The 21,014-nt window shown below is 48.4% G+C and carries 12 protein-coding genes; 7 read left to right on the top strand and 5 right to left on the bottom strand.

Features of this window, described 5'->3' with window-relative positions:
• Positions 1–345: 345 nt before the first annotated feature.
• The 3 genes from BN93_RS17680 to BN93_RS11925 form a co-directional block, all read right to left on the bottom strand.
• Positions 346–582, bottom strand: coding sequence for a hypothetical protein (locus BN93_RS17680; RefSeq protein ID WP_157462816.1), 237 nt, complete (start codon positions 580–582; stop codon positions 346–348).
• A 457-nt stretch (positions 583–1,039) separates the two neighbouring features.
• Complete coding sequence (locus BN93_RS11930; RefSeq protein WP_084768797.1) at positions 1,040–5,476, bottom strand: translocation/assembly module TamB domain-containing protein; 4,437 nt, start codon at positions 5,474–5,476, stop codon at positions 1,040–1,042.
• A gap of 38 nt (positions 5,477–5,514) precedes the next feature.
• A complete protein-coding gene (locus BN93_RS11925) occupies positions 5,515–5,721 on the bottom strand; it encodes a hypothetical protein (protein WP_019188547.1) in 207 nt (68 codons plus the stop codon).
• A gap of 26 nt (positions 5,722–5,747) precedes the next feature.
• Between BN93_RS11925 and BN93_RS11920 the strand changes: the two genes are divergently transcribed.
• From BN93_RS11920 to BN93_RS11890, 7 genes are all read left to right on the top strand, one after another.
• Entirely contained in the window at positions 5,748–7,097 is a 1,350-nt protein-coding gene (locus BN93_RS11920; protein WP_019188546.1) for a Na(+)-translocating NADH-quinone reductase subunit A, read from the top strand.
• Between the two features lie 6 nt (positions 7,098–7,103).
• Positions 7,104–8,270, top strand: coding sequence for an NADH:ubiquinone reductase (Na(+)-transporting) subunit B (locus BN93_RS11915; protein WP_019188545.1), 1,167 nt, complete (start codon positions 7,104–7,106; stop codon positions 8,268–8,270).
• A 4-nt stretch (positions 8,271–8,274) separates the two neighbouring features.
• On the top strand, positions 8,275–8,997 hold the full coding sequence (gene nqrC / locus BN93_RS11910; RefSeq protein ID WP_019188544.1) for an NADH:ubiquinone reductase (Na(+)-transporting) subunit C: 723 nt from the start codon (positions 8,275–8,277) through the stop codon (positions 8,995–8,997).
• Between the two features lie 15 nt (positions 8,998–9,012).
• Positions 9,013–9,642, top strand: coding sequence for an NADH:ubiquinone reductase (Na(+)-transporting) subunit D (locus BN93_RS11905; RefSeq protein WP_009229960.1), 630 nt, complete (start codon positions 9,013–9,015; stop codon positions 9,640–9,642).
• Between the two features lie 9 nt (positions 9,643–9,651).
• Complete coding sequence (gene nqrE / locus BN93_RS11900; RefSeq protein WP_009229959.1) at positions 9,652–10,278, top strand: NADH:ubiquinone reductase (Na(+)-transporting) subunit E; 627 nt, start codon at positions 9,652–9,654, stop codon at positions 10,276–10,278.
• Between the two features lie 11 nt (positions 10,279–10,289).
• On the top strand, positions 10,290–11,558 hold the full coding sequence (gene nqrF, locus BN93_RS11895) for an NADH:ubiquinone reductase (Na(+)-transporting) subunit F (RefSeq protein WP_009229958.1): 1,269 nt from the start codon (positions 10,290–10,292) through the stop codon (positions 11,556–11,558).
• 140 nt (positions 11,559–11,698) lie between these two features.
• Positions 11,699–12,481: a Cof-type HAD-IIB family hydrolase gene (locus BN93_RS11890; protein WP_044260655.1), complete on the top strand. Its 783-nt coding sequence runs from the start codon at positions 11,699–11,701 to the stop codon at positions 12,479–12,481.
• A gap of 261 nt (positions 12,482–12,742) precedes the next feature.
• Here the strand turns inward: BN93_RS11890 and tamL are convergent, their stop codons facing one another.
• Together tamL and BN93_RS11880 are read right to left on the bottom strand one after the other, a co-directional pair.
• Positions 12,743–15,049: a translocation and assembly module lipoprotein TamL gene (gene tamL / locus BN93_RS11885; protein ID WP_019188541.1), complete on the bottom strand. Its 2,307-nt coding sequence runs from the start codon at positions 15,047–15,049 to the stop codon at positions 12,743–12,745.
• A complete protein-coding gene (locus BN93_RS11880) occupies positions 15,039–19,661 on the bottom strand; it encodes a translocation/assembly module TamB domain-containing protein (RefSeq protein WP_019188540.1) in 4,623 nt (1,540 codons plus the stop codon). Before BN93_RS11880 ends, tamL begins: the two co-directional genes overlap by 11 nt.
• Positions 19,662–21,014: the final 1,353 nt, after the last annotated feature.

Genomic DNA, 21,014 nt, shown 5'->3' with positions numbered 1-21,014 from the left:
AATAATATTTTGGATTTATGCCCCATTTGTGGGTAGCAAAACGTGGTTGGGTATCGAAAAAATGGTACATGTTGTAGAGGAGTAGGTAGTAGGGTAGTAAGTAGTAAGAAGTAGGGCGGCAAGGGGAAAGTTGTAGGGTGTTTTTTGAATAGCCTAAGAGGGGTAAATATATTTTACAAAACGCTCTTTCCCGCCGCTCCATTCTAGCGCAAATCGGGACCTAAAACCATCCGTTTAGGGCCATTTTGTGCTTTCGTGGTCGTTTCGTTCTGTCCAAATTTGCGCATCTTGTGTGCGTTTTGTATCACTTTGCATTTCTCTTTGCTCCGTGGCTCGCCAATTTTATCACCTCCAAAATGGGCGTTTTGCATCGAATTTACCATGTTTTGGTGCTGCTAGTTTGCATTTGTAGCCTGAATATTTATGCCGTATAAACATAACATCACCTTTGTGGGAACTGCTATTTTTCACCTTTGGCTTGCAATTTGCGGCATTTCGCTCTGCATTTTGTAGCATTTTACCTTGCGTTTTGCAGCGTTTTGCACTGCGTTTTGCTGCATTTTGCACTGCGTTTTGCTGCATTTTGCCTTACTTTTTACTGCAAAAGCGCAATTGTTTTGCATCGTTTGTGTATTTATGCAGTATTCAACAGGCCAGCACACTGTTGTGTGCAGTACCCATTTTTACCTTAATAACCCCTTGCAATACTCCATTTTTTGCGGCCGAGTGGCAGGCTGGATGATTTTAATGCCACTTTTCGTGTTGAACTTTGTGCTGAAAAGATGACAAAAAGGGATGATAAGTTGATTGGATAACCAGTTGATGAGTTGACAAATTAACAAGTTGGCAAGTTAACCAGTAGGTGAATTGACGAGTTAACCAGTAGTCAAGCAGACAAGTTAACCTTGTTGATGAGTTGAAAAGATAACCAGTTGACGAGTAGGCAAGCTGATATGTAAGGCGGCAGAAAGGGACAGGCCAATTGCGGTTTTGCCGCGCCGAACATCCTTTAAGCATGTTCTACGCGCAGGCAATACCGCTATTTCTTCTTTTCGGCCTTGGGTTTCTTCTTCTTTCGGCTTGTTATTCCAAAGAGGTCCTTCCATCCGTTGAAGTCTTTCTTCAATATCAAACCGATGCCTTGCGTATTCAAGCTGTTGCGTGTAAAGTAGCGGTCGTTGGTTTGGTTGTACATCTTGATGGCCATGTTGCCGCTTGGGAATAGCAGATAGCGGATGTCGAAGTCGCCGATGAAACTCTTGGTGGTGTTCACGTTGTCGCGATAACCAAACTGGCCGTTTATCAGCAGGCGGTTGTTAAGCAGCCTGCCGCTGAGCAATCCCTCGTATTCGGCATTGCCCCAACCATCATCGCCGGTGGCAATGTTTGCCCCAAAGTTCCAGTTGGTGTTGTTTACAACTGTTCCAAGCACGTTGTTAAGCTGCTGACTAAGTGTGCTGCTAAGCAAACTTTGCATGGCCAACGATGTTGTGCTTTGTGCGCGGGTGTTGCCCAAGTCGGCATTGTTGCGCCCCTGCGTATAGAAACGGCCCACGGCTAGCAGGTAAAGCACCTGCTGGTTCATTTCCTCTTCGCCGTTGATGAGGCTGTATATCATTTGTTTGGCGTTAGAATTGACCGTGGGCAAGTCTAAATCGAACGACACTTTGGGTGCGGCTGGCGTGCCTGTGATGTTCATCAGGCAGTTAACGCGGATGGTGTTGTTAGAGAAACTCTTGCCTACATTGAGGTCGGAAAGGCTCACACTGTTGGCCGTATAGATGGCTTTCATGTTGAGTCGGGCTGCATAGGGGTCGCCATTAAAGGCGATGGTGCTGCCTTGCTCGAAGGTGAAGTCTTTCTTAATCACGTTTTGTATGGTGAGTTTATACACGCCGTGGTCGATGGCGAAGTTGCCAAACATGTCGAATGCGCCTTTATTATAATAGGTGGCCCTTAGTACGCCATAGCCGTTTAGCGAGATGTAGTCGCCGCTTTGCTTGTCCATGATGAGCCGTATCGTGGCATCGGGCGTGCAGTTCACCAAGAAGTTGAGGTGCAGGTCGGTTGGTATGTCGGCCGTTTGGTTGTCGTTATGCGCTTGGTCTTCGGTTTCGGGCTCCTGCGCTTTCTGCTCTTCGGCGGTGAGCAGCGCATCAGCCCCCCAATGAATGAACGAGTTGTTGTTTACGGTTTGCGGGCTGGCCGCATTGTAAACCAGTACGGAATTGCGGTTGGGTGTGGCGTCGATGTCGATGTTTACTTCTCCACTCCGCCCTCTAATGTTGCAAGTTCCCGTAGCGTACACCGTTCCATAGAAGGTGTTTTCGCCAAAGGTCTTGGTGTCGTATGCCAGCAAATTGTTGGCCTTTACGCTGAGGTTGTAGCTTAGGTCGGTAAGGTGGTCGTGCCTAATCTCACCACTTAGCGTGCCGCCATTTCCATTTCGGTCGGTAAAGCGGCAGGCGTTGAGGTCTATCCTGTTGGGTACAAAGTGCACCGTGTCGTTTGTCAGCGTGTAAACGGTGTTCAACGGGGTCATGGTAAAGCTGCCGTTGGCCACCAACTGCCCTGTAAGATTGATGTAGCTTAACGGCCCCGAGAGGCGCACCTCGCCGTTGGCGTAGGCCTTAACGCCGTGCATGAAACTCTTGCAAAAGGTTTCCATAAAGGCGATGTTGGTGTTGTTGGCCTTGATGGCCAGGTCGATGTTGTTGTGTTTGGGCGAAACATAACCGTTGATAAAGGTTCTGGCGTTCAGTCCGTCGCTGGCAATGGCGTCTATTTCCACGTTTCCTTTCTCGTTGTTGTACTTTACCCCGGCAACCAGCGTACCCATGTCGCCCTCTTCGAAGGTGAAATCGTTCACCCGCAAGTTGGCGTAGGCGTTGGGATTGTTGAAAGGAGTCTTTACAATGGCTGTGCCAGTGGCACGTCCGCCAAACTCTACGGCATGGAAATTAACCAGGTTGAGCATGTAGCTAACGTCTACATCTTTGAGTTCGACCATGAGCGAGTCGTGCGCATTGTTGGTTGCGGCTCCGTCTATGGCGATGAGTTGCTTGCCGCGCGCAATGGCGAACTTGTCGAACAGCACGCGATTTTTGCTGTATGTTACCTGCGAAGGCTTCACTTGCCAAATAGCATTGCCCACGGTTATGTCCGATTGTTGGAACGTTGCTTGGGCAGTGGCCTCGCCTTCGTCGTTCTTAAAGAATGTGGTTTGCCATTTCAGTTCGCCTTTTAGTAAGGGTTTGCGCAGGTTGTCGAACGAAATGGTAGACGAAATCTTGTTGTCGGCCGCCGAGGCTTGCACGTTGCACCATGTTTTTTTGCCGTTTTCGGCCACGTTTATGGCCTGTGCAGCCAGTTTGAGCGTGTCGTTCAGCGTGCTGACCCTCATTTCGCCGCCCTCAATGCGGTGCCCGTCGTAGCTGAAACTGGGCGCTTTGAGGGTGATGTTGAGCGTTTTTTGTGCATCATTCATGCTGGCGGCAAAGTTGATGGGACGCTCGATGTTCAGCGGAACGTTGAAAATGTGTTGCAACCAGTCGGTATTGTCTACATTGGCACTGATGGTGAAGTTGTTGGTTTGGGCATTAGTTACCTTCGGGAGGCCGGGCATGGTGGGCACTTTGCTGCCGATAAGGTTGGTTAGGCTTTGTGCCAGCGTGTTGTAATTGTACTTGCCCGTCAGCAGGATTTGGCCAAAATCGCTGTTCACCGCCAGCGAATGCTGTTGGTTGTTGTTGCTTACGTCTACAGAAATGGCGTTGAGCTTGTAGCTTTTTGTGTCGGACAGCATTGCAAAGCGGTCTAGCTGCACCCTTCCGTTGGCCGTATTGAGCGAGTTACCCTTGATGTCGGCCATTACGGCAAAGCTAAATTGCGTGTTGGGCCATAGCTTTGTGAGGCTTAGGGCAGCGGGATTGAAGTTTGTTACTTCGGCTTTTAGCTTGGCAAAGGGCTGTTTCGATGTAAGGTTGAACTGACCTTGCAGGTCGAAATTAACGTTGGGGTCTTTGACATTTAGCTTTCCGTCGAAGGTTCCGTTGTTCCATTCGCCGTCTACGGCGATGTTCTTGTAGCTGTATGCGTTGTAGAAAAACTCCTTAACATCGCCTTTTGCCTTTACATACACCGAGCCGCGAGTGGGCAGTTTGCCGTCGACGTCTATTTGGGTAGATATGTTTCCAAATCGTTTGTCGGCCAAAATCTTGCCGAGATCTAGGGCGTTGGTTTCCACTCTGCCCGAAAAATTGTCGTTATGCCGGCCAAAAGCCACGGTTGCGGTGCCTGCATCGGTGCGTATGATGCCCTTGGTAGCCACGTCTTGTCCATAGCCGCCAGCCTCGCCAATATAGTCGATGTTGCCCAAACGGCCGATAACGGCAGGCACTTTAAAGTGGTTGGCGAAGTTGTCGGAAAGAAATTGCACGCCCTCGGCACTCACGCGAAGTCGCCTGATGTTGGTGGCCCAGCGCAATTTGGATGTCCAATTGCTGATTGAGCCGTCGGCTTGGAGCGAAAAATTGTTCGCGCGCGACGATATTTCGAGCGTTTTCACACGTAGGGAAGTGCTTGTGCCCGACACGTTGGCTTGCAGAAAGAAGGGCTTAGTAGAGGTTTTCAGTTCGGGTAAGAAACAAGCAAGGTCGGCCAGGGTGAGCTTTGACCTTTGCAAACTGCCGCTGAACTGGAAAGAAGGCGACTGAAATTCGGTGCCGTTGAAGGCGTATGTGGCTGTGATTTGCCCGAAACTGATGCTGGTGGAGGGCAAAACGCAGGTTAAATGCAGCAGACTTGCCCGTTGCTTGTTGGCCGTAAGCTCGCCTGTAAGGGCTTTAACGTGCAGACCCGACTGCTCTTTGAACGACAAGTCCTTGATATTGAGGTTCACACTGTCGTTGGTAAGGGCGTTGAGCGCAATGTGTGCGCTGATGTCGGTTGCTGAAATGTGGTTGGGAGAGAACGTGTTGGTCTTGGGTTTGTCGAGCTGATTGTAGCTAACACTGCCCCTTCGGATGATAAGCGTGTTGATACGGAGGTCGAGGGGCGTGTTAGAAGTGGTGTCTTTGGATGCCAATGAATCGAGCGCGAATTGGAAATTGGGTTGGCTTTGCGCCGACTTCTTATAAAGGTTGGCCTTTAATCCGAACAGCTGAACAGACGAAATGTGGATTTTTCCCGCTGCAAGCGCGGCATAATCTAGCTTTGCCGAGAGCCGTGTGGCTTCGAGCATGCGCTGGTTTTGCTGGTCGTTGATAACGAGATCGTCGATGATAATGCGGTTAAGAAAGCCTAAATCCACCTTACCCACCGACACGTGGGTACCCAATTTCTCCGAAAGGGCATCGCCGATAGTGTTCCCAACAAAAGCCTGAATAAAGGGAACATGCAGCAAAACCACAAAAACGAAGTACAGGCCAACCACAGCCCATAAAATAATATTTATTATGTGTCTTAACTTTCTCAATTGCTTTCTTTGGTTGGCAAAATTACATCAAAAAAACCTTAATGCGAAATATACCCACCGTTTTTCTTTTTATTATGTTTTATTTTGATTATATTTGCAACGATAAAGCGGTGGGTGGTGTTCCTATCCATCGCTTTCGGTGTTTGTTTTGACGGCGAGCACCATTTAAGCAAGCGTTCGTTGCTCTCTGCATGGGCGCAAAGTGATGCTGCCAAGGCAAAAAGATCGGACAAGAGATTAATCATTAAAATCAGATATATTATAGTTTATCATGGCAAATGTCATTAAGTTACGTAAAGGCTTAAACATTCACCTGAAAGGAACAGCAGCCCAAACGAAACGCGTTGTAGGCGCATGCGCAGAGTATGTGGTGCGTCCCGACACCTTCGAAGGCGTTGTTCCCAAACTCGTTGTACACGAAGGAGACCGTGTAGACGTGGGTGATGCCTTGTTTGTAGATAAGAACTTTCCTGAGGTGAGGTTCGCATCGCCCGTGAGTGGAACGGTTAAGGCCGTTGAAAGAGGCGAAAGGCGAAAGATACTTGGCATCAGGTTGCAGGCCGACGAGGTGCAGAAGTATCACGATTTCGGCCGTCGCGATGTGTCGTCGCTCTCTGCTGACGGTGTGAAGAACGCCTTGTTGGAGGCTGGTTTGTTTGGCTATATATACCAATTGCCTTACGCCGTGTCTACCAATCCGCAGACAATGCCAAAGGCCATCTTTGTTTCCGCACTGCGCGACATGCCCCTAGCCAACGACTTTGAATACGAGTTGCAGGGCAACGAGCGCGATTTCCAAACGGGATTGACTGCCCTTTCGAAGATGGCAACCACCTATTTGGGAATAGGGAAGAACCAAAAGGCCGATGCGTTGGTGAACGCCAAGGACGTGGAAGTGACGGTTTACGATGGTCCATGCCCCGCAGGAAATGTAGGCGTGCAGGTAAACCACATCTCGCCGGTGAATAAGGGCGAAGTGGTTTGGACGGTCGACCCCACCTTTGTGATTTTCTTCGGAAGACTGTTCAATACAGGTAAGGTTAATCTTCTGCGCACAATAGCCCTCGGGGGCAGTGCTATGGCATCGCCGATGTACGTAGATGCGCTGATAGGAACGCCTTTCTCGGTGATTTTGAAAGACGCTTTGACGCGCCAAGAAGACCTTCGCCTTATCAACGGCAACCCCTTAACGGGTACGAAATCGTGCTTGGAAGATAGCGTTGGCGTAAAAACATCCGAGATAACCGCTATCCCCGAAGGTGCCGACGCTAACGAAATGTTCGGTTGGATAATGCCGCGCACCAACCATTTTTCCACATCGCGCAGTTATTTCTCTTGGCTCATGGCCAAGAAAGCGTACGATTTGGATGCACGTGTGAAGGGTGGCGAACGCCATATTATCATGAGTGGCGAATACGATAGTGTGTTGCCGATGGACATTTATGGCGAGTTCCTTATCAAAGCCATCATCGTTGGCGACATCGACAAGATGGAACAGCTGGGCATCTATGAGGTTTCGCCCGAAGATTTCGCACTGGCAGAGTTCGTTGACAGTTCTAAACTCGAATTGCAACGCATCGTTCGCCAAGGGCTGAACATGTTACGTAAAGAAAATGCATAAAGCAGTATGAAAGCATTAAGACAATATTTAGATAAAATAAAGCCGAAATTCGAGCCAGGAGGCAAGCTCCACGCCTTCCAAAGCATTTTTGACGGCTTGGAAACGTTCCTCTATGTGCCGAACACTACTTCGAAAGTGGGAACGCACATCCACGACTCCATCGACTCGAAACGCATCATGAGCATGGTGGTTATTGCCGCCTTGCCGGCTCTGCTTTTCGGAATGTACAACGTAGGCTACCAAAACTACGCGGCAGCAGGTCATTTGGCCGATGCCAGTTTCTTTGATTTGTTCTTCTTCGGCTTTCTAGCCGTGTTGCCAAAGGTGGTTGTTAGCTACGCCGTAGGACTTGGAATAGAGTTCGCTTGGGCACAATGGAAACACGAAGAGATACAAGAAGGTTTCTTGGTAACGGGTATTCTCATCCCATTGATTATTCCTGTGAACTGTCCGCTTTGGATATTGATGCTCGCCGTGGCCTTCTCGGTGGTCATTTGCAAAGAGATTTTCGGTGGAACAGGTATGAATATCTTCAACGTTGCGCTCTGCGCGCGCGCGTTCCTCTTCTTCTCTTACCCCTCGAAGATGACGGGCGACACCGTTTGGGTGGCTTCCAACTCTATTCTTGGCTTTGGTTACGACCTGCCCGACGGCTTTACGGCTGCCACTCCTTTGGGAGAGATTGGCGTTGGAGCCAACGTTCCGTACAGCCTTAGCGACATGATAACGGGCTTTATCCCCGGCAGTATAGGCGAAACAAGCGTGATTGCCATTGGTATTGGTGCCATTATTCTGCTTTGGACAGGCATTGCCAGCTGGCGTACCATGGGAAGCGTGTTTGGTGGAGGCATCTTGATGGCCTTGTTGTTTAAGCATTTGGGCATGACCAGCATCGACTGGTACGAACATATCGTGCTGGGCGGTTTCTGTTTCGGTGCCGTATTCATGGCAACCGACCCTGTTACGTCGGCCCGAACCCACACCGGACAATGGATTTACGGATTCCTTATCGGCGCAATGGCCCTTATCATACGTGTGATGAATCCCGGTTATCCCGAAGGAATGATGCTGGCCATACTGTTTGCCAATATGTTTGCGCCCCTCATCGACTATTATGTGGTGCAGGCAAACATAAGCAAACGCATGAAACGTTTAACCAAAAACAACAAATGACATCATGGCAGAAGTGAAGAAAAAAGGATTAGACACCAACACTAACGGCTATACGCTGATATATTCTACCATCCTCGTCGTTGTCGTTGCTTTCTTGTTGGCTTTCGTCTTTAAGGCGTTGAAACCTCTGCAAGACATCAACGTGGCCCTGGATAAGAAGAAACAATTGCTCTATGCGCTTAACATTCGCGACATAAGCGATGAAGAGGCTGCACAGAAGTATAAGGAAGTGGTATTGGCCGATGAGATAATAGACACCAAAGGAAACGTTACCACCAAAGGCGAACAAGGCGGCGAGAAGGCCGGTTTCTTGCTCAACAGCGCCGATTACAAGGCTGGCCGCTTGGCTTTGTTCGTTTGTAAGGTAGACGGGCAAACCAAGTACATCGTACCCGTTTACGGTATGGGACTTTGGGGACCTATTAATGGCTTTATCGCACTAGATGCAGACAAGAACACTGTTTACGGAGCGTACTTCAATCACGAAGGAGAAACGGCCGGATTGGGTGCGGAGATAAAAGACAACGTGAAGTGGCAGAACCTGTTTAAAGGAAAGAAGGTGTTCGCAGAGGGCACCCGGAAAGTGGCACTCTCGGTTGTTAAGAAGGTAGACGACCCCTCTACGCAAGTGGATGCGGTAACAGGCGCCACGTTAACAAGTAATGGCGTGAGCGACATGCTTATCGAGGGTTTGTCGAAGTATCTCGTGTTTTTAACCAGTAAATAATCGAATGCAGCAGTTATGAGTAAGTTATTTTCAAAGGAAAACAAAGAAGTCTTTGTCAATCCGCTAAATCTCGATAACCCCATCATGGTTCAGGTGCTTGGCATCTGTTCGGCGTTGGCCGTTACCTCGCAGCTAAAACCGGCTATCGTGATGGGACTTGCCGTTACCATCATTACGGCTTTCTCTAACGTTATCATCTCCTTGATACGCAACACCATACCTTCGCGCATCCGAATCATCGTTCAATTGGTGGTGGTGGCAGCCTTGGTTACCATCGTTAGCCAAGTTCTCAAAGCCTTTGTGTATGATGTCAGCGTAGAACTGTCGGTATATGTGGGTCTGATTATCACCAATTGCATCCTCATGGGCCGCCTCGAAGCCTTCGCCATGATGAATAAGCCTTGGCCAAGTTTCCTCGACGGCATCGGCAATGGCTTGGGTTATGCCTTCATCTTGGTGCTTGTTGGTTGCATTCGCGAACTTTTCGGCCGTGGGTCGCTACTTGGTTTCCAGCTAATTCCTGAGAGTGCGTACCATGCAGGCTATCTGAACAACGGCATGATGACTATGCCCGCAATGGCATTGATACTGTTGGGCTGTGTTATCTGGCTGCATAGGGCATATTTCTACAAGGAGAAAAAATAAGAAAACGCTATGGAACATTTAATCAGTTTATTCTTTAGGTCCATCTTTGTGGACAACATGATATTCGCCTTCTTCTTGGGAATGTGCTCTTATCTGGCCGTTTCTAAGAACGTAAAAACATCTTTGGGGCTGGGCTTAGCGGTAACCTTCGTGTTGCTTGTTACTGTCCCCGTCGACTATTTGCTGCAAACCAAGGTGCTAGGTCCCGATTGTTTGATAGCGGGTGTCGACCTTTCTTACCTCAGTTTCATCCTTTTCATCGCCGTTATTGCAGGTATTGTGCAGCTGGTAGAAATGGCAGTCGAGAAATATAGCCCCTCGCTTTATTCTGCTTTGGGCATATTCTTACCCCTTATTGCCGTTAACTGTGCCATCATGGGTGCCTCGCTCTTCATGCAACAGCGCATAAACATGGACCCATCCAGCACGCAGTACATCGGTTCCGTGTGGGATTCCATCTCTTATGCCGTTGGTAGCGGCTTCGGTTGGACCCTGGCCATCGTGTCGATGGGAGCCATTAGAGAGAAAATGCAATATAGCGACGTGCCCAAACCCCTGCAAGGACTGGGCATAACATTCATCACCGTAGGACTGATGGCTATGGCCATGATGTGTTTTTCGGGCTTAAATCTATAAGACAAGGATATATGTTACAGTTTATATTAATAAGTATAGCCGCTTTTCTGCTCATCATCTTGCTGCTGGTGATAATGTTGCTGGTGGCCAAGAAATACCTTTCGCCCAGTGGTAAGGTGGTTATCACCGTTAACGGAGATAAGGAACTTACCGTAGAGCAGGGCAACAACGTGATGGCCACCCTCAACGAGAACGGCATTTTCTTGCCTTCGGCTTGTGGCGGAAAGGCTAGCTGCGGACAATGCAAGCTGCAAGTGCTGGAAGGAGGCGGCGAAATTCTCGACTCCGAACGCTCGCACTTCTCGCGAAAAGAGGTGAAAGACCATTGGCGACTTGGTTGCCAGTGTAAGGTTAAAGGCGATTTGAAGGTTAAAGTGCCCGAAAGTGTGCTGGGTGTGAAAGAGTGGGAGTGCACGGTTATCAGCAACAAGAACGTGTCGAGCTTTATCAAGGAGTTCATCGTTGAGTTGCCACCAGGCGAACACATGGACTTCGTACCAGGGAGTTACGCTCAAATAAAGATACCTGCATACGAAACCATCGACTATAACAAGGATTTCGACAAGAAAGACATTGGCGAAGAGTACCTGCCTGTATGGGAAAAGTTCGGCATTTTCGACCTCAAAGCTCACAATCCCGAAGAAACCATCCGTGCTTACTCAATGGCCAACTACCCCGCAGAGGGCGACCGCATCACCCTAACCGTGCGTATTGCCACAACACCGTTTAAGCCTCGCCCGGAGGTGGGCTTTCAAGACGTGCCCACGGGTATTGCATCCAGCTACATCTTCTCGCGCAAGCCAGGCGATAAGGTGGTGATGAGTGGTCCGTTTGGTGATTTCCACCCGATATTCGACTCGAAGAAAGAGATGATTTGGGTTGGTGGCGGTGCAGGTATGGCTCCTCTTCGCAGTCAGATTATGCACATGCTCAAAACACTTCACACTCGCGATCGCGAGATGCATTACTTCTATGGTGCGCGAAGTCTGAGCGAAGCGTTCTTCTTGGAAGACTTCCACGAGTTGGAAAAGGAATATCCAAACTTCCATTTCCACCTTGCACTCGACCGCCCCGACCCCAAAGCGGATGAGGCTGGGGTGCCATACGTGGCCGGTTTTGTACACGAAGTGATGTACAACACTTACCTTAAAGACCATGACGCGCCCGAAGACATCGAGTTCTACATGTGCGGCCCTGGTCCTATGAGTAAAGCTGTGCAAGTAATGCTCGACAGTATAGGCGTAGATCGCGAGAACATTATGTTTGACGATTTCGGTTAAACGCTTGTTGCAATACTGCTCGCAGGAGCTTTTAATTTTCAGTTAATCACGACACCGCATGGCGAATGCAAAACATTCGCCGTGCGGTGTTTTCGTATTCCAATATAAAAGGCTACCTTTGCACTAAATTTTTTCAGGATATGATAAAAGCATTGTTTTTCGACATCGATGGTACACTTGTTAGCATGAAGACGCATACCATCCCCACTTCGGCTGTTAAGTCTATTGCACAGGCCAAGCACCAAGGGGTGAAAGTTTTTATCGCCACGGGCAGACCATACGCCATCATCAACAACATCGACTCCATTCTCCCCTACATAGACGGTTATCTCACCACCAATGGTGCATATTGCACCGTTGGCAACGAAGTGGTTTATCATCACCCCATCCCCAAGCGCGATGTTGAATTGATACTTAACGATGCCACCGAGCAAGACTATTCGTGTGTGGTGGTGGGCGAAAAAGACATCACCACCTATAATTATAAGGACAATATCGACCGAATTTTTAGGCGTACGCTTGACATCCACGGCATTGATTATCACTTACCAATCGAGAAGGTGATGCAATACGACATCTTGCAGTTAACTCCATTCGCCACTGTTGAACAAGAACAGCAGCTAATGCCACGCATCCCCGACTGCGTTTCTGGGCGTTGGCATCCTGAATTTATGGACATTACCTCGCGAATGGCCGACAAGGGTAGGGGGCTTGCCGCCATTGCCCAATACCTCGGCATACCCATTGATGCCTGCGCCGCCTTTGGTGATGGTGGAAACGACATCAGTATGATACGTGCAGCAGGCGTTGGTGTGGCAATGGGCAACGCCGGCAACGACGTAAAGCAAGCTGCCAACTTTGTTACAACGCATATAGACGAAGATGGTATCATGTACGCCATGCTACATTTGGGGATTGTATGATGCTTTAACCCCCATCGGTCGTTATAGCCTCTATGCAGGTTTTGTAGTGTCAGTACAAGTGTCTTGTACTGACATTATAGTCAAACAAAACTGGATTTGGAAAGGCATTGTTGCATCGTAAGCAAACAAAAGCCCTCCTTTTCCTCTGCGTAAGATCTTCTTGATACCATGCCGCGAAAGTCTTGCATCCTTTTAACAACGATTTTCCAAAAACTATTCTGACTGGCCACAAGACATCCCATTCTAGCAAGACTAGGCCATTTAGAATGGGTAACCAATGGCCAAGTGTAGGCTTTGACTATTCTTAAAGCGCCCCATATTGTAGAAACCACTCTTGTAAGGCACATGAATGCCAATACCCCAATCTATACGAATAACAAAAAAATCGAGGTCGTAACGAAGGCCTATACCTGTGCCTAGGGCCATTTCCTTAGCTAAGTTCTTTACATTGAACGTGGCGTTTGGCCGCATGCTCGATGAGTGCATGGCCCAAACGTTTCCAGCATCGATGAAAACCGCGCCATAAAGACTACCGATGAGTCGTGGACGATATTCGAGATTGAACAATAGCTTGATGTCGCCCGTTTGGTCGAGGTACGAGTTTGTGCTTGCCGTAGGATAATAGGCCCCTGGTCCGATGCTACGAGCCGTAAATGCCCTAATGCTATTGGCACCGCCTACATAGAACTGTTCGCTATACGGAGCCTCTGTAGCGTTGCCGTAACTCCATATCGCACCTGCCGAGGCATGAGCCACAAGTTGCGAATGAGCGTTGAGTTTCCACGTTTTACGCCAATCGGTTTCAATCTTAAAGAAGTGTGCAAAGGGGTTCTTAAACAGCGTTTTGTCTTTCTCGCCCCACTTCTTACCTGCCGCCATATAAGCCAATGACAAGAGGTTGGAGGCTTCACTAAAAGTGGTTTGCCACCAAATGGGATGACGATAGCGCGACGGACTGTTGAAGATGTAGCTGTAACGCATCTTGGGAATGAACACATCTTTCATTGTCACCTTCAAATATGGGTTGGCGTTGAGGATGGAATCAAACACGGCCGTGTGGCTCGTCATGTAGTTATATTGCAATGAGATGGGCGAAAACTGGTGCATCGACCGCTCGGAGGTCTGCACATTGTAAGTGAGTTCGCCCGAAACGATGTGCCTTTTGAAGTAGCTGCCCCTGCTGATAACACTAGACGCCACCTTGATAAGCGAAGAAGGCGTGTTATAAAAGCGGCGCGACTGCCAAAAAGGAGTGAAAAGACGCGGGAACTCTAACGAGGCCGACGCTCCGTATTCGTACGACTGCATCTGCGCAGCAGCTCCATTAGCACTGTGACCTGTTTGCCATTCGTACGAACCAAACACATTAATGTCTAGCTTTTCGGCGCCACGGAAGGCATTACGTCTGGTGAAACCCATAATGACAGCAGGCCCCATGCGCCCGTTGGTCTTGCCTGTGTAGTTGGTTTCAACGTAAAAGTCGTAGGGTTTATCGAGCAAGCCCGTTATGGAAAGGTCGAGCGTGTCGGCTAACGAAGTAGTATCGCGCGGAGTAAACTTAAAATCGGTCATGCTGAAAAGTCCCATGTCCATCAGTTTGGTCGAAGTAAGGTTCTCGTCGCGATAGCGATACATGTGTTCTGGCCGTAACATGATGTTACGCATCAAGATACGCGAACGTATGGGCGAACGTTTGCCGTTGTAATATACGGTAAGTCTTTTGCGCTTTACGGAGTCGGTAAGTGTTTCGCCCATTTGCTTGCGGAGGTAGAAGTCTATTTTACCAACATACCATCTACGTTTAGCCGTTTCGGGCATAGTGGCCGTGGGCAACATCTTCAATTGTACCTTTAGCGGAACCTGTATGGTGTCGGCAAGGAACGAGGAGTAGCCCGGCTGGTAATAGTAATAACCGTTATCACGCAACAAATTGCTTATTCGGTTGCGTTCTGTATCGAGCGACGACACGGAGAAAGGACTGCCTTTTTGCAACTTCGAGATAGAGGCGCGCGAGGCAATGAGCTGCGTTATTTCGGGGGGGAAGTTGAGATAGGCCACCGAGTCGAGCGTGTAAAGTGGGCCAACGCTCACCGAATAGCCAATCTTGGCTTTCTTAGGGTTCTTTTGTGTCAGCACTTCGTACTTCACACGCCCTTGAAAGTAGCCATGATTTTTCAATGTGTTTTGCGCAACCGATGCGCGCAAGGCTGGGTTTACCCAGCTCATCAACACAGGGGGCTTGCCAAAGGTTTTGCTTATCCATTTGCCTGCGCCCGATGTAGACTCGGAAAAGGCGTTCCATACCCAAAGGCTTATGGGGAAAGGGGTGCGATAATAGCTGCTACCCATGAATGCACCATTGGGTGCGCAATCCAAAGCAGCCTCCATTTCTTCTTGTGTTGAGGAGAAATGCGAGTTGTCTTCGTAGTTCGTGTACTTTATTTTCTTAAGGCCAACATACAGCTGGTCGCCTTCGGGAACGCCTTTCGTGGTGGAGCAAGAAGTAGCGACAAGCGTTGCGACACAAGCTAACAATGCCGAGAAAACGTGTTTGGGGTTATTCGCCATCTTTCTTTTCTTTATTTAGTGAGTCGGGCGTTGCTGGCAGCACCACCTCTTCGGGAACTTTAAGTCGGAATATATCGCGGAAGTGGCGCAGCTTTCTTCGCCAAATAAAACCGACGCCATACTTTCCGATGTCGCCTTCCAGCCAATCGTAGCTGTCGCGATTGTAGAACATTTGCATGTAACGTGTAGAACCTTGGTTTAGGCGGTACTCCAACGATACGTTATTAAAGAAAGTGTTGTCGTTTCGCCCGACATCGGAACCAGACGAGACTTTACCACCAACGATAATACGAAGTCTGTTGCTCCACAATCGTTTGGCAAACTTAAACGAATAGTCGGTGTGCATGTTGCCACTGGCATCCGTTACGTTGTCGAGACCAATACTTAGGTCGAGTGTTCGCAGGGCGTTGCCCGTGATGTTGTTTATCTGACTTTGCAAGAATGCACTTAAAGCATTGTTCATAGAGAAACTGCTGGTGTTGCCGTCTGCCAAATACATGCCTGTGGTGAGCATCGTAACGGCTAGTTTTCCGCGTTCATCGCTACCCATCGTTTTAAGTTGGTTGCTGACAGTCATGTCTTGTGGTGCGTCGATGGTAAATTCCAATCCCATATTCTTCAAGGTCTTGGTTACCACCACACCACATTCGAACTCAACGATACGCCCGTCCCTGCCGTTTGTGGTTACAGAGGCCTTTGTTATCTCAGTTGCGGTGATGTTTAGGCGCGGGTTCATTGCATCTCCCGTAAATTCAATGTAACTTCCGTTCTTTATGGTAAAGGTCTTAAGCGGAATAACGGGGAGCGAGTACTTCATCTCGCCGTTGTTAAGGGTGTAACGTCCTGTAAGCCTTAGTCCGTTAACCGGAGTGTATTGCATGCGCAAGTTGCCACCACCCATCAAGTCGATATAGTTAGACTTATCGGCATTGAGCGCACAAAGAATGTGCGCATTGGGGTCGATGTTCATGCTCAGGTCCATGTTAAAACCCGTCAATGCGGGGCGATTGATAATTTCGGCTTTGTTTTCTGCAAAGTTGGTAAACGACACTAAGTCATCCATCTGATTGTCGGTAGAAAGCGGTGAGTCGCGCAGAACGTAAGTCATGTCGGTGGCATCAAGCACATCCAGCTTACCGCGCAGGTTCAAGTTGCTCACTTCGCCCGACATTCGGCCAGAGAAGTTAACGAATACTTTGCCAAACACTTCGGAACGATAGTTCTCCTTGGAGTTGATGATCTCGTATTTGTTGGCACGCATGCGCATGTCCATCCGCATACGGTCGGGATTGGAGAAGTCGAATTCGCCCGAAATGTTCAGTGGACTGTCGTTGTGGGCAAACACTTCGAAGTTTTCGAACAGCAGATGGCTGTTCACAATGCGCACGGGGTCGTTGGCAAAACGTAGCGTTACGCCATACGGGTCGCTGAACAGGTGGGCCGAGTCAAGGAAAACTTCGCCGTTAATCATAGGCTTAGACAATGCGCCCTTGATGGCCAACTCGCCTTCGGCGTAGCCATTAAGTCCGAACATGCGCTGGGGTATAAATCCGTTTACGATGGTAAGGGGCAGCCGTTCGAGTTTTAAGGTGGCATCAAGCTGCCCACCACGAGCCGAATTGTACGTACCCGACAGCTGACCAACCTGTATGTCGTTCTGACTTAGCGTGCCATCAATGTAGTGTCCGCCGTCGGATTTCGGCATGTAAACAAACTCGGAGCTGAGATTACCCATCGGACTATGCTGATAAGCCAAGTCGGTAACCGACACGGCCGACGAGATTGACAACGCATCTTTGGTTTGTATCGCGTGGAAATCGCCGTTAAGCGTACCCGACACTTCGGGCATGTAGGGCAAAACAGAGAATAGTTTCTCAAGATTTAGGCGGTTTAGCGAGAGCGTAATGTCTTGCAAAGCCTCTTCGTTCTCGTTGTTGGTGGCCAGTTGGATACCGGTTCCGTCTGTCGACCTTAAACGTAAGTCGGCGCGAACGCGGCGATCGTCGCCCATAAACACGTAGTTGCTATCGTTAACCGTGAACTGTTTATAGCCCAAAACGGCCTCACGGTCCATCAAACTAAGCTGTATGCCATTATCTTCCATCGTGGCACGCACGCCCATGCCGATGCCCAGCTTGTTGTTTTCGTCGTAAATCTGCGCTTTGATGTATGTTCCGCGCTCTTCCAATGCACCATTTAGGAGGGCATTAAACACGTATTGAGGATTTTTCTTGTTGTTGCGCACCTGCACCGAGTAGGCTATTTGGTCGGCATCAGACTTCAATGCCAAACGCACCGTGTCGATAAGTATGCTGTCGGCCACCAGCTGGTTGACGTTGAGATAACCATTTAGCCCGGCAACGGGCGACGAATGGAGGTCGGCAGACATTTCGCCCACCGAGTAGCCATACTTACGCAACACGCGCATAAAGATATTCTGACGTCCGCTTTGCAAGTTGATGTTGGCTAAGGGCAAGCGTTCGCGTAGTCGTGCCTCGTTTAGGTGTTTTGTGGCAAGTTGGTGTTGCAGTTCTTTCCAAAAGCCCATGCCGCGATTTAAGATATAGGCATAGCCGCCCTTGCTATTCATTTGCAATGCAAGGTCGCCGCAAACAAGATTGGCATGGGTGGTGTCGCGATTGGTAAAGAGGTTTACAGACATGGCTCCAAGGCGATAATCTTTGGCTGTATCGTTAACCATGATGTCGGCAACATTGCCTTCAAGCTTGTAGTAATCCTTGCCGTTGGTTTCCAAGTTAAGGTCGCTACGGAAAGAGGCCACCACTTTTTGGTCTAGCAAGTGCAGGTTATAAAGGTCTAGCTTGGCCAGGTCGGTATTGATGTGTGCCTTTATCAGCTTATCACTATTTCGTCCGTTGACGTTTATCGAACCCTTCAACAAGGGGTTATTGCTTTGTAACGAGGCAGTGATAAGGCCGTTGCTCATCTGCGCTTTGCCTGCAATTTTGTCTAAGTCATAACCACCATAGTGGAAACGGTCTATGCGCACATTGGCAAACAGTTGGGTTTTGGTCGACATAAAGTCGGTTCCCACACCTCGTGTCTCCACTTCGCCCGTAAAGGGATGCAAGCCTTGGTTGGGCAAGAAATGCTGTAAAGCCAAACTTTTCAGCTTAATGTTAGCATTGTAAGCCATCTTGTGCGCATTAAAACTGCCCTTTAATTGTACGCTGCCGCCGCCTTCGTGCATCGTGGCGTCTGCTTGATACGCCTCACCCTGCATCTTGGCGCGAGCGTTAAGCGAGATACCCGACGGAATATTCACTTGCCGTTGCAGTTTTTTGTCAAGCAACACCTTAGCGAAGTTCAAGTTATAGGTATTGGCTTTCAAGAAAATCTCTCCTTTGCACCTACGCGTATCCATAGGTTTCTCTACGTAACCCGTGGTTTGCAGCTTAAAGGCGGTGGGCAAAACCACATTAAGTCCTGAAAAGGCAATACGTTCCTTGTTGCCCTTAGCCACGCCATCTATGCGCAAAGGATAATTGGGAAACGCCTTTCTAAACCCTTCGGGCATGCCGCCCATAGCGCGCAGCAAGTCGGCCTTACCCAACGAGGCGTGCAAGGCAACATATAATTTACCTGGATTAACCTCATCGAAGGCGTTCATATCCATGTTGAACTTGGCCGTGAGCGACGATTCGGGCGTGCGCAGTTCAAGATTGGGCAACGCAATACGCGTAGAATCGAGCGCAACATGTCCGCTAATATGATTTACACGAACACCGCTTTTCTCCTTAAAGGCGCACACACGGAGATTCATTTTCAACTCTGGCTGACAGAAATAAAATGAGTCGATACCCAAATGCAGTTCTGTAAGATGTATGTGATTAGGGTCTAAGCCGTCTGTTCGGGGCTTGTAGGTTTGGTCGTAGTTCAGACTTCCGTTCTGCCAATTGAGCGTTTCAAGCCGATAGAGATTTTTATACAGGTCGAAATAGCCGTTTTTAGCATCCAGTTTGGGCAGATCTACCAATACGGTCATGCTGTCTCGTGGTGTTCGCAGCAAAGCTTTAGAGTGCTCTATCTGCAATTTGTCCACCTTTATTTTCCAATAAATGGGAGTTTTAGTGGTGTCGGGCGGAACGGTGTCGCTCAACTCCACGCTGATGTTGGCATCTTTCAGTTGGGCTTGGTTCACCCTGATGGTCTTCGAGTTGAGGTCGACACCCCTGCTTTGCACAAGCAATAAGCCCACTTTTCCTTTTATGCGTGCCTCATGCACAAGGTTGGCTGTATTCATCTGCACGTCGTGTAACGACAGTTCGTCTACTTCCACCTTATTGCTTAGTAAAGGAATCAATTGCACATTGGCCACAATTCTTCCCACATTGGCGATGGTGTCGGTTTGTCCCGCTATCGAATCATTAGCTTGCAGAACCCTTACGCCCTCAACACCGAGGTCAAGTGGAAACACAAGTCTCACCCTATCCACTGTTATCTCCATGCCCATCTTTTGCGATGCATAGCTCGCAACCCGCTTAACAGCCCAGTTTTGTACAGGTGGGCAGTAAAGCAGAACCACTAAGATAAGAAAAAGCACAATCGGGATGGCAACAGCTATGACAACCCATCGAATATATTTCTTCATACAAAAATGTTCGCTCGTCTATCTATTTTGCCTCAAGGCTCCTAATTTTAACCTGCAAAGTAAGCATTTTTTTTGAAAATAAGCCATCTATCCGCCAAAGAAATGGTAACGAACAACAATTTATTCAAAATCAAGACACAAAGGTTACAAATGTAACCCAAATGTGCAGTTACGATTAAAGCCCAATCGGTCTATCAGACCGCTTATCAATTATTTTGGGGGTGTTTCCATCGTTTCCTGTTCATTTTTCGTTTGCTTGTCGGCATATTTCCTGCCTTATTCTCTTAACGTGGCACGCTATGCCTTCAAGGATAAGATAGTCGATGTACTTAACAAACAGGCAAAATCTGCACCTACTCAACGACCGAGTCCGGGTTAAAACCCTTAGATGCTCATGAACTGAGCGGCTTACACAACGAGGTTGTTTTGACTTATAATATTTCTGTAAATTGAGAGGAGTTTGGTGTCTTTGTGCAGTAAAACCAAGAAAAACACCGCACTTATGTACGAAGTACGGGGCAAATAAGCTCACTGTTTATAGATTCACGAAAAACCAACAGTTCCCGTAAGCATCGGCTCCCCCAAACGCCAAGTTGCCAACCCCTCAACTCAGAAACTTAAATTGTTTTATTTGTTTTTACAATTTGGCTCTAATTTTCACTCCATTCCAGCAAAAATATAGGTCATAAAGTAGGTAAAAAGCCACTATTTCTAACCTTCCACGTCTTCCAACTTGGCTGTTTTTAAGGACAAAACCTGCGTTTTGTACCATTTTGCCTTTCTAGTTTGGTTGCCGGCACGTAATTTTTCAAGCCCAATAACCCACTTTTAACCCCTAAAAATCGGCTTTTTAATGGCTGTTTTGCCCTTTTTCGTCCTGTTTCTGATGGTTCACAAAGGTTATATTTATACCATTGCAGTGCATCCTTATGCTTTTTGCCCTGAATTTAGCAGCATTTTACCCTGCATTTAGCACCGTTTTACCTTGCGTTTAGCACCAAAACGCACTGCGTTTTGCACCATATTGCACTGCGTTTTGCACCATATTGCACCCCATTTTGCTGCAAATAGCCCTCAAATTGGTGTAAATGGCTGTCTTTATAAATAAAAATACATTTTACCGCATTCACAGACACCCCCCTTTTTGCATTAAAACAAACCTCCGCGAGAATCGATTATTTGCGGCAAGGTGGACGATTGGTTGATAGAAAGGGCAGTTATAATGTTAAATTTGTTGCTGAAAACTAGACAAAAGCGATTGTGCTGTATGCACGCGCATGGGCAACGGCACGAAAACCAGGAACGCTTACCACCGCCAGTGCGCGCGGTTGCAGGGCATGTTGCTCGCGGCCA

Source organism: Prevotella conceptionensis 9403948 (genome assembly GCF_000312305.1).
Classification (GTDB): Bacteria; Bacteroidota; Bacteroidia; order Bacteroidales; family Bacteroidaceae; genus Prevotella; species Prevotella conceptionensis.
This window is presented reverse-complemented; position numbering and strand designations above follow the sequence as displayed.

What these genes read in the sequence shown, in the direction of transcription:
- BN93_RS17680 (WP_157462816.1), bottom strand. Translation starts at nt 582, where the DNA reads ATGCAGCAAAACGCAGTGCAAAATGCAGCAAAACGCAGTGCAAAACGC.
- BN93_RS11925 (WP_019188547.1), bottom strand. Translation starts at nt 5,721, where the DNA reads ATGATTAATCTCTTGTCCGATCTTTTTGCCTTGGCAGCATCACTTTGC.
- BN93_RS11920 (WP_019188546.1), top strand. Translation starts at nt 5,748, where the DNA reads ATGGCAAATGTCATTAAGTTACGTAAAGGCTTAAACATTCACCTGAAA.
- BN93_RS11915 (WP_019188545.1), top strand. Translation starts at nt 7,104, where the DNA reads ATGAAAGCATTAAGACAATATTTAGATAAAATAAAGCCGAAATTCGAG.
- nqrC (WP_019188544.1), top strand. Translation starts at nt 8,275, where the DNA reads ATGGCAGAAGTGAAGAAAAAAGGATTAGACACCAACACTAACGGCTAT.
- BN93_RS11905 (WP_009229960.1), top strand. Translation starts at nt 9,013, where the DNA reads ATGAGTAAGTTATTTTCAAAGGAAAACAAAGAAGTCTTTGTCAATCCG.
- nqrE (WP_009229959.1), top strand. Translation starts at nt 9,652, where the DNA reads ATGGAACATTTAATCAGTTTATTCTTTAGGTCCATCTTTGTGGACAAC.
- nqrF (WP_009229958.1), top strand. Translation starts at nt 10,290, where the DNA reads ATGTTACAGTTTATATTAATAAGTATAGCCGCTTTTCTGCTCATCATC.
- BN93_RS11890 (WP_044260655.1), top strand. Translation starts at nt 11,699, where the DNA reads ATGATAAAAGCATTGTTTTTCGACATCGATGGTACACTTGTTAGCATG.
- tamL (WP_019188541.1), bottom strand. Translation starts at nt 15,049, where the DNA reads ATGGCGAATAACCCCAAACACGTTTTCTCGGCATTGTTAGCTTGTGTC.
- BN93_RS11880 (WP_019188540.1), bottom strand. Translation starts at nt 19,661, where the DNA reads ATGAAGAAATATATTCGATGGGTTGTCATAGCTGTTGCCATCCCGATT.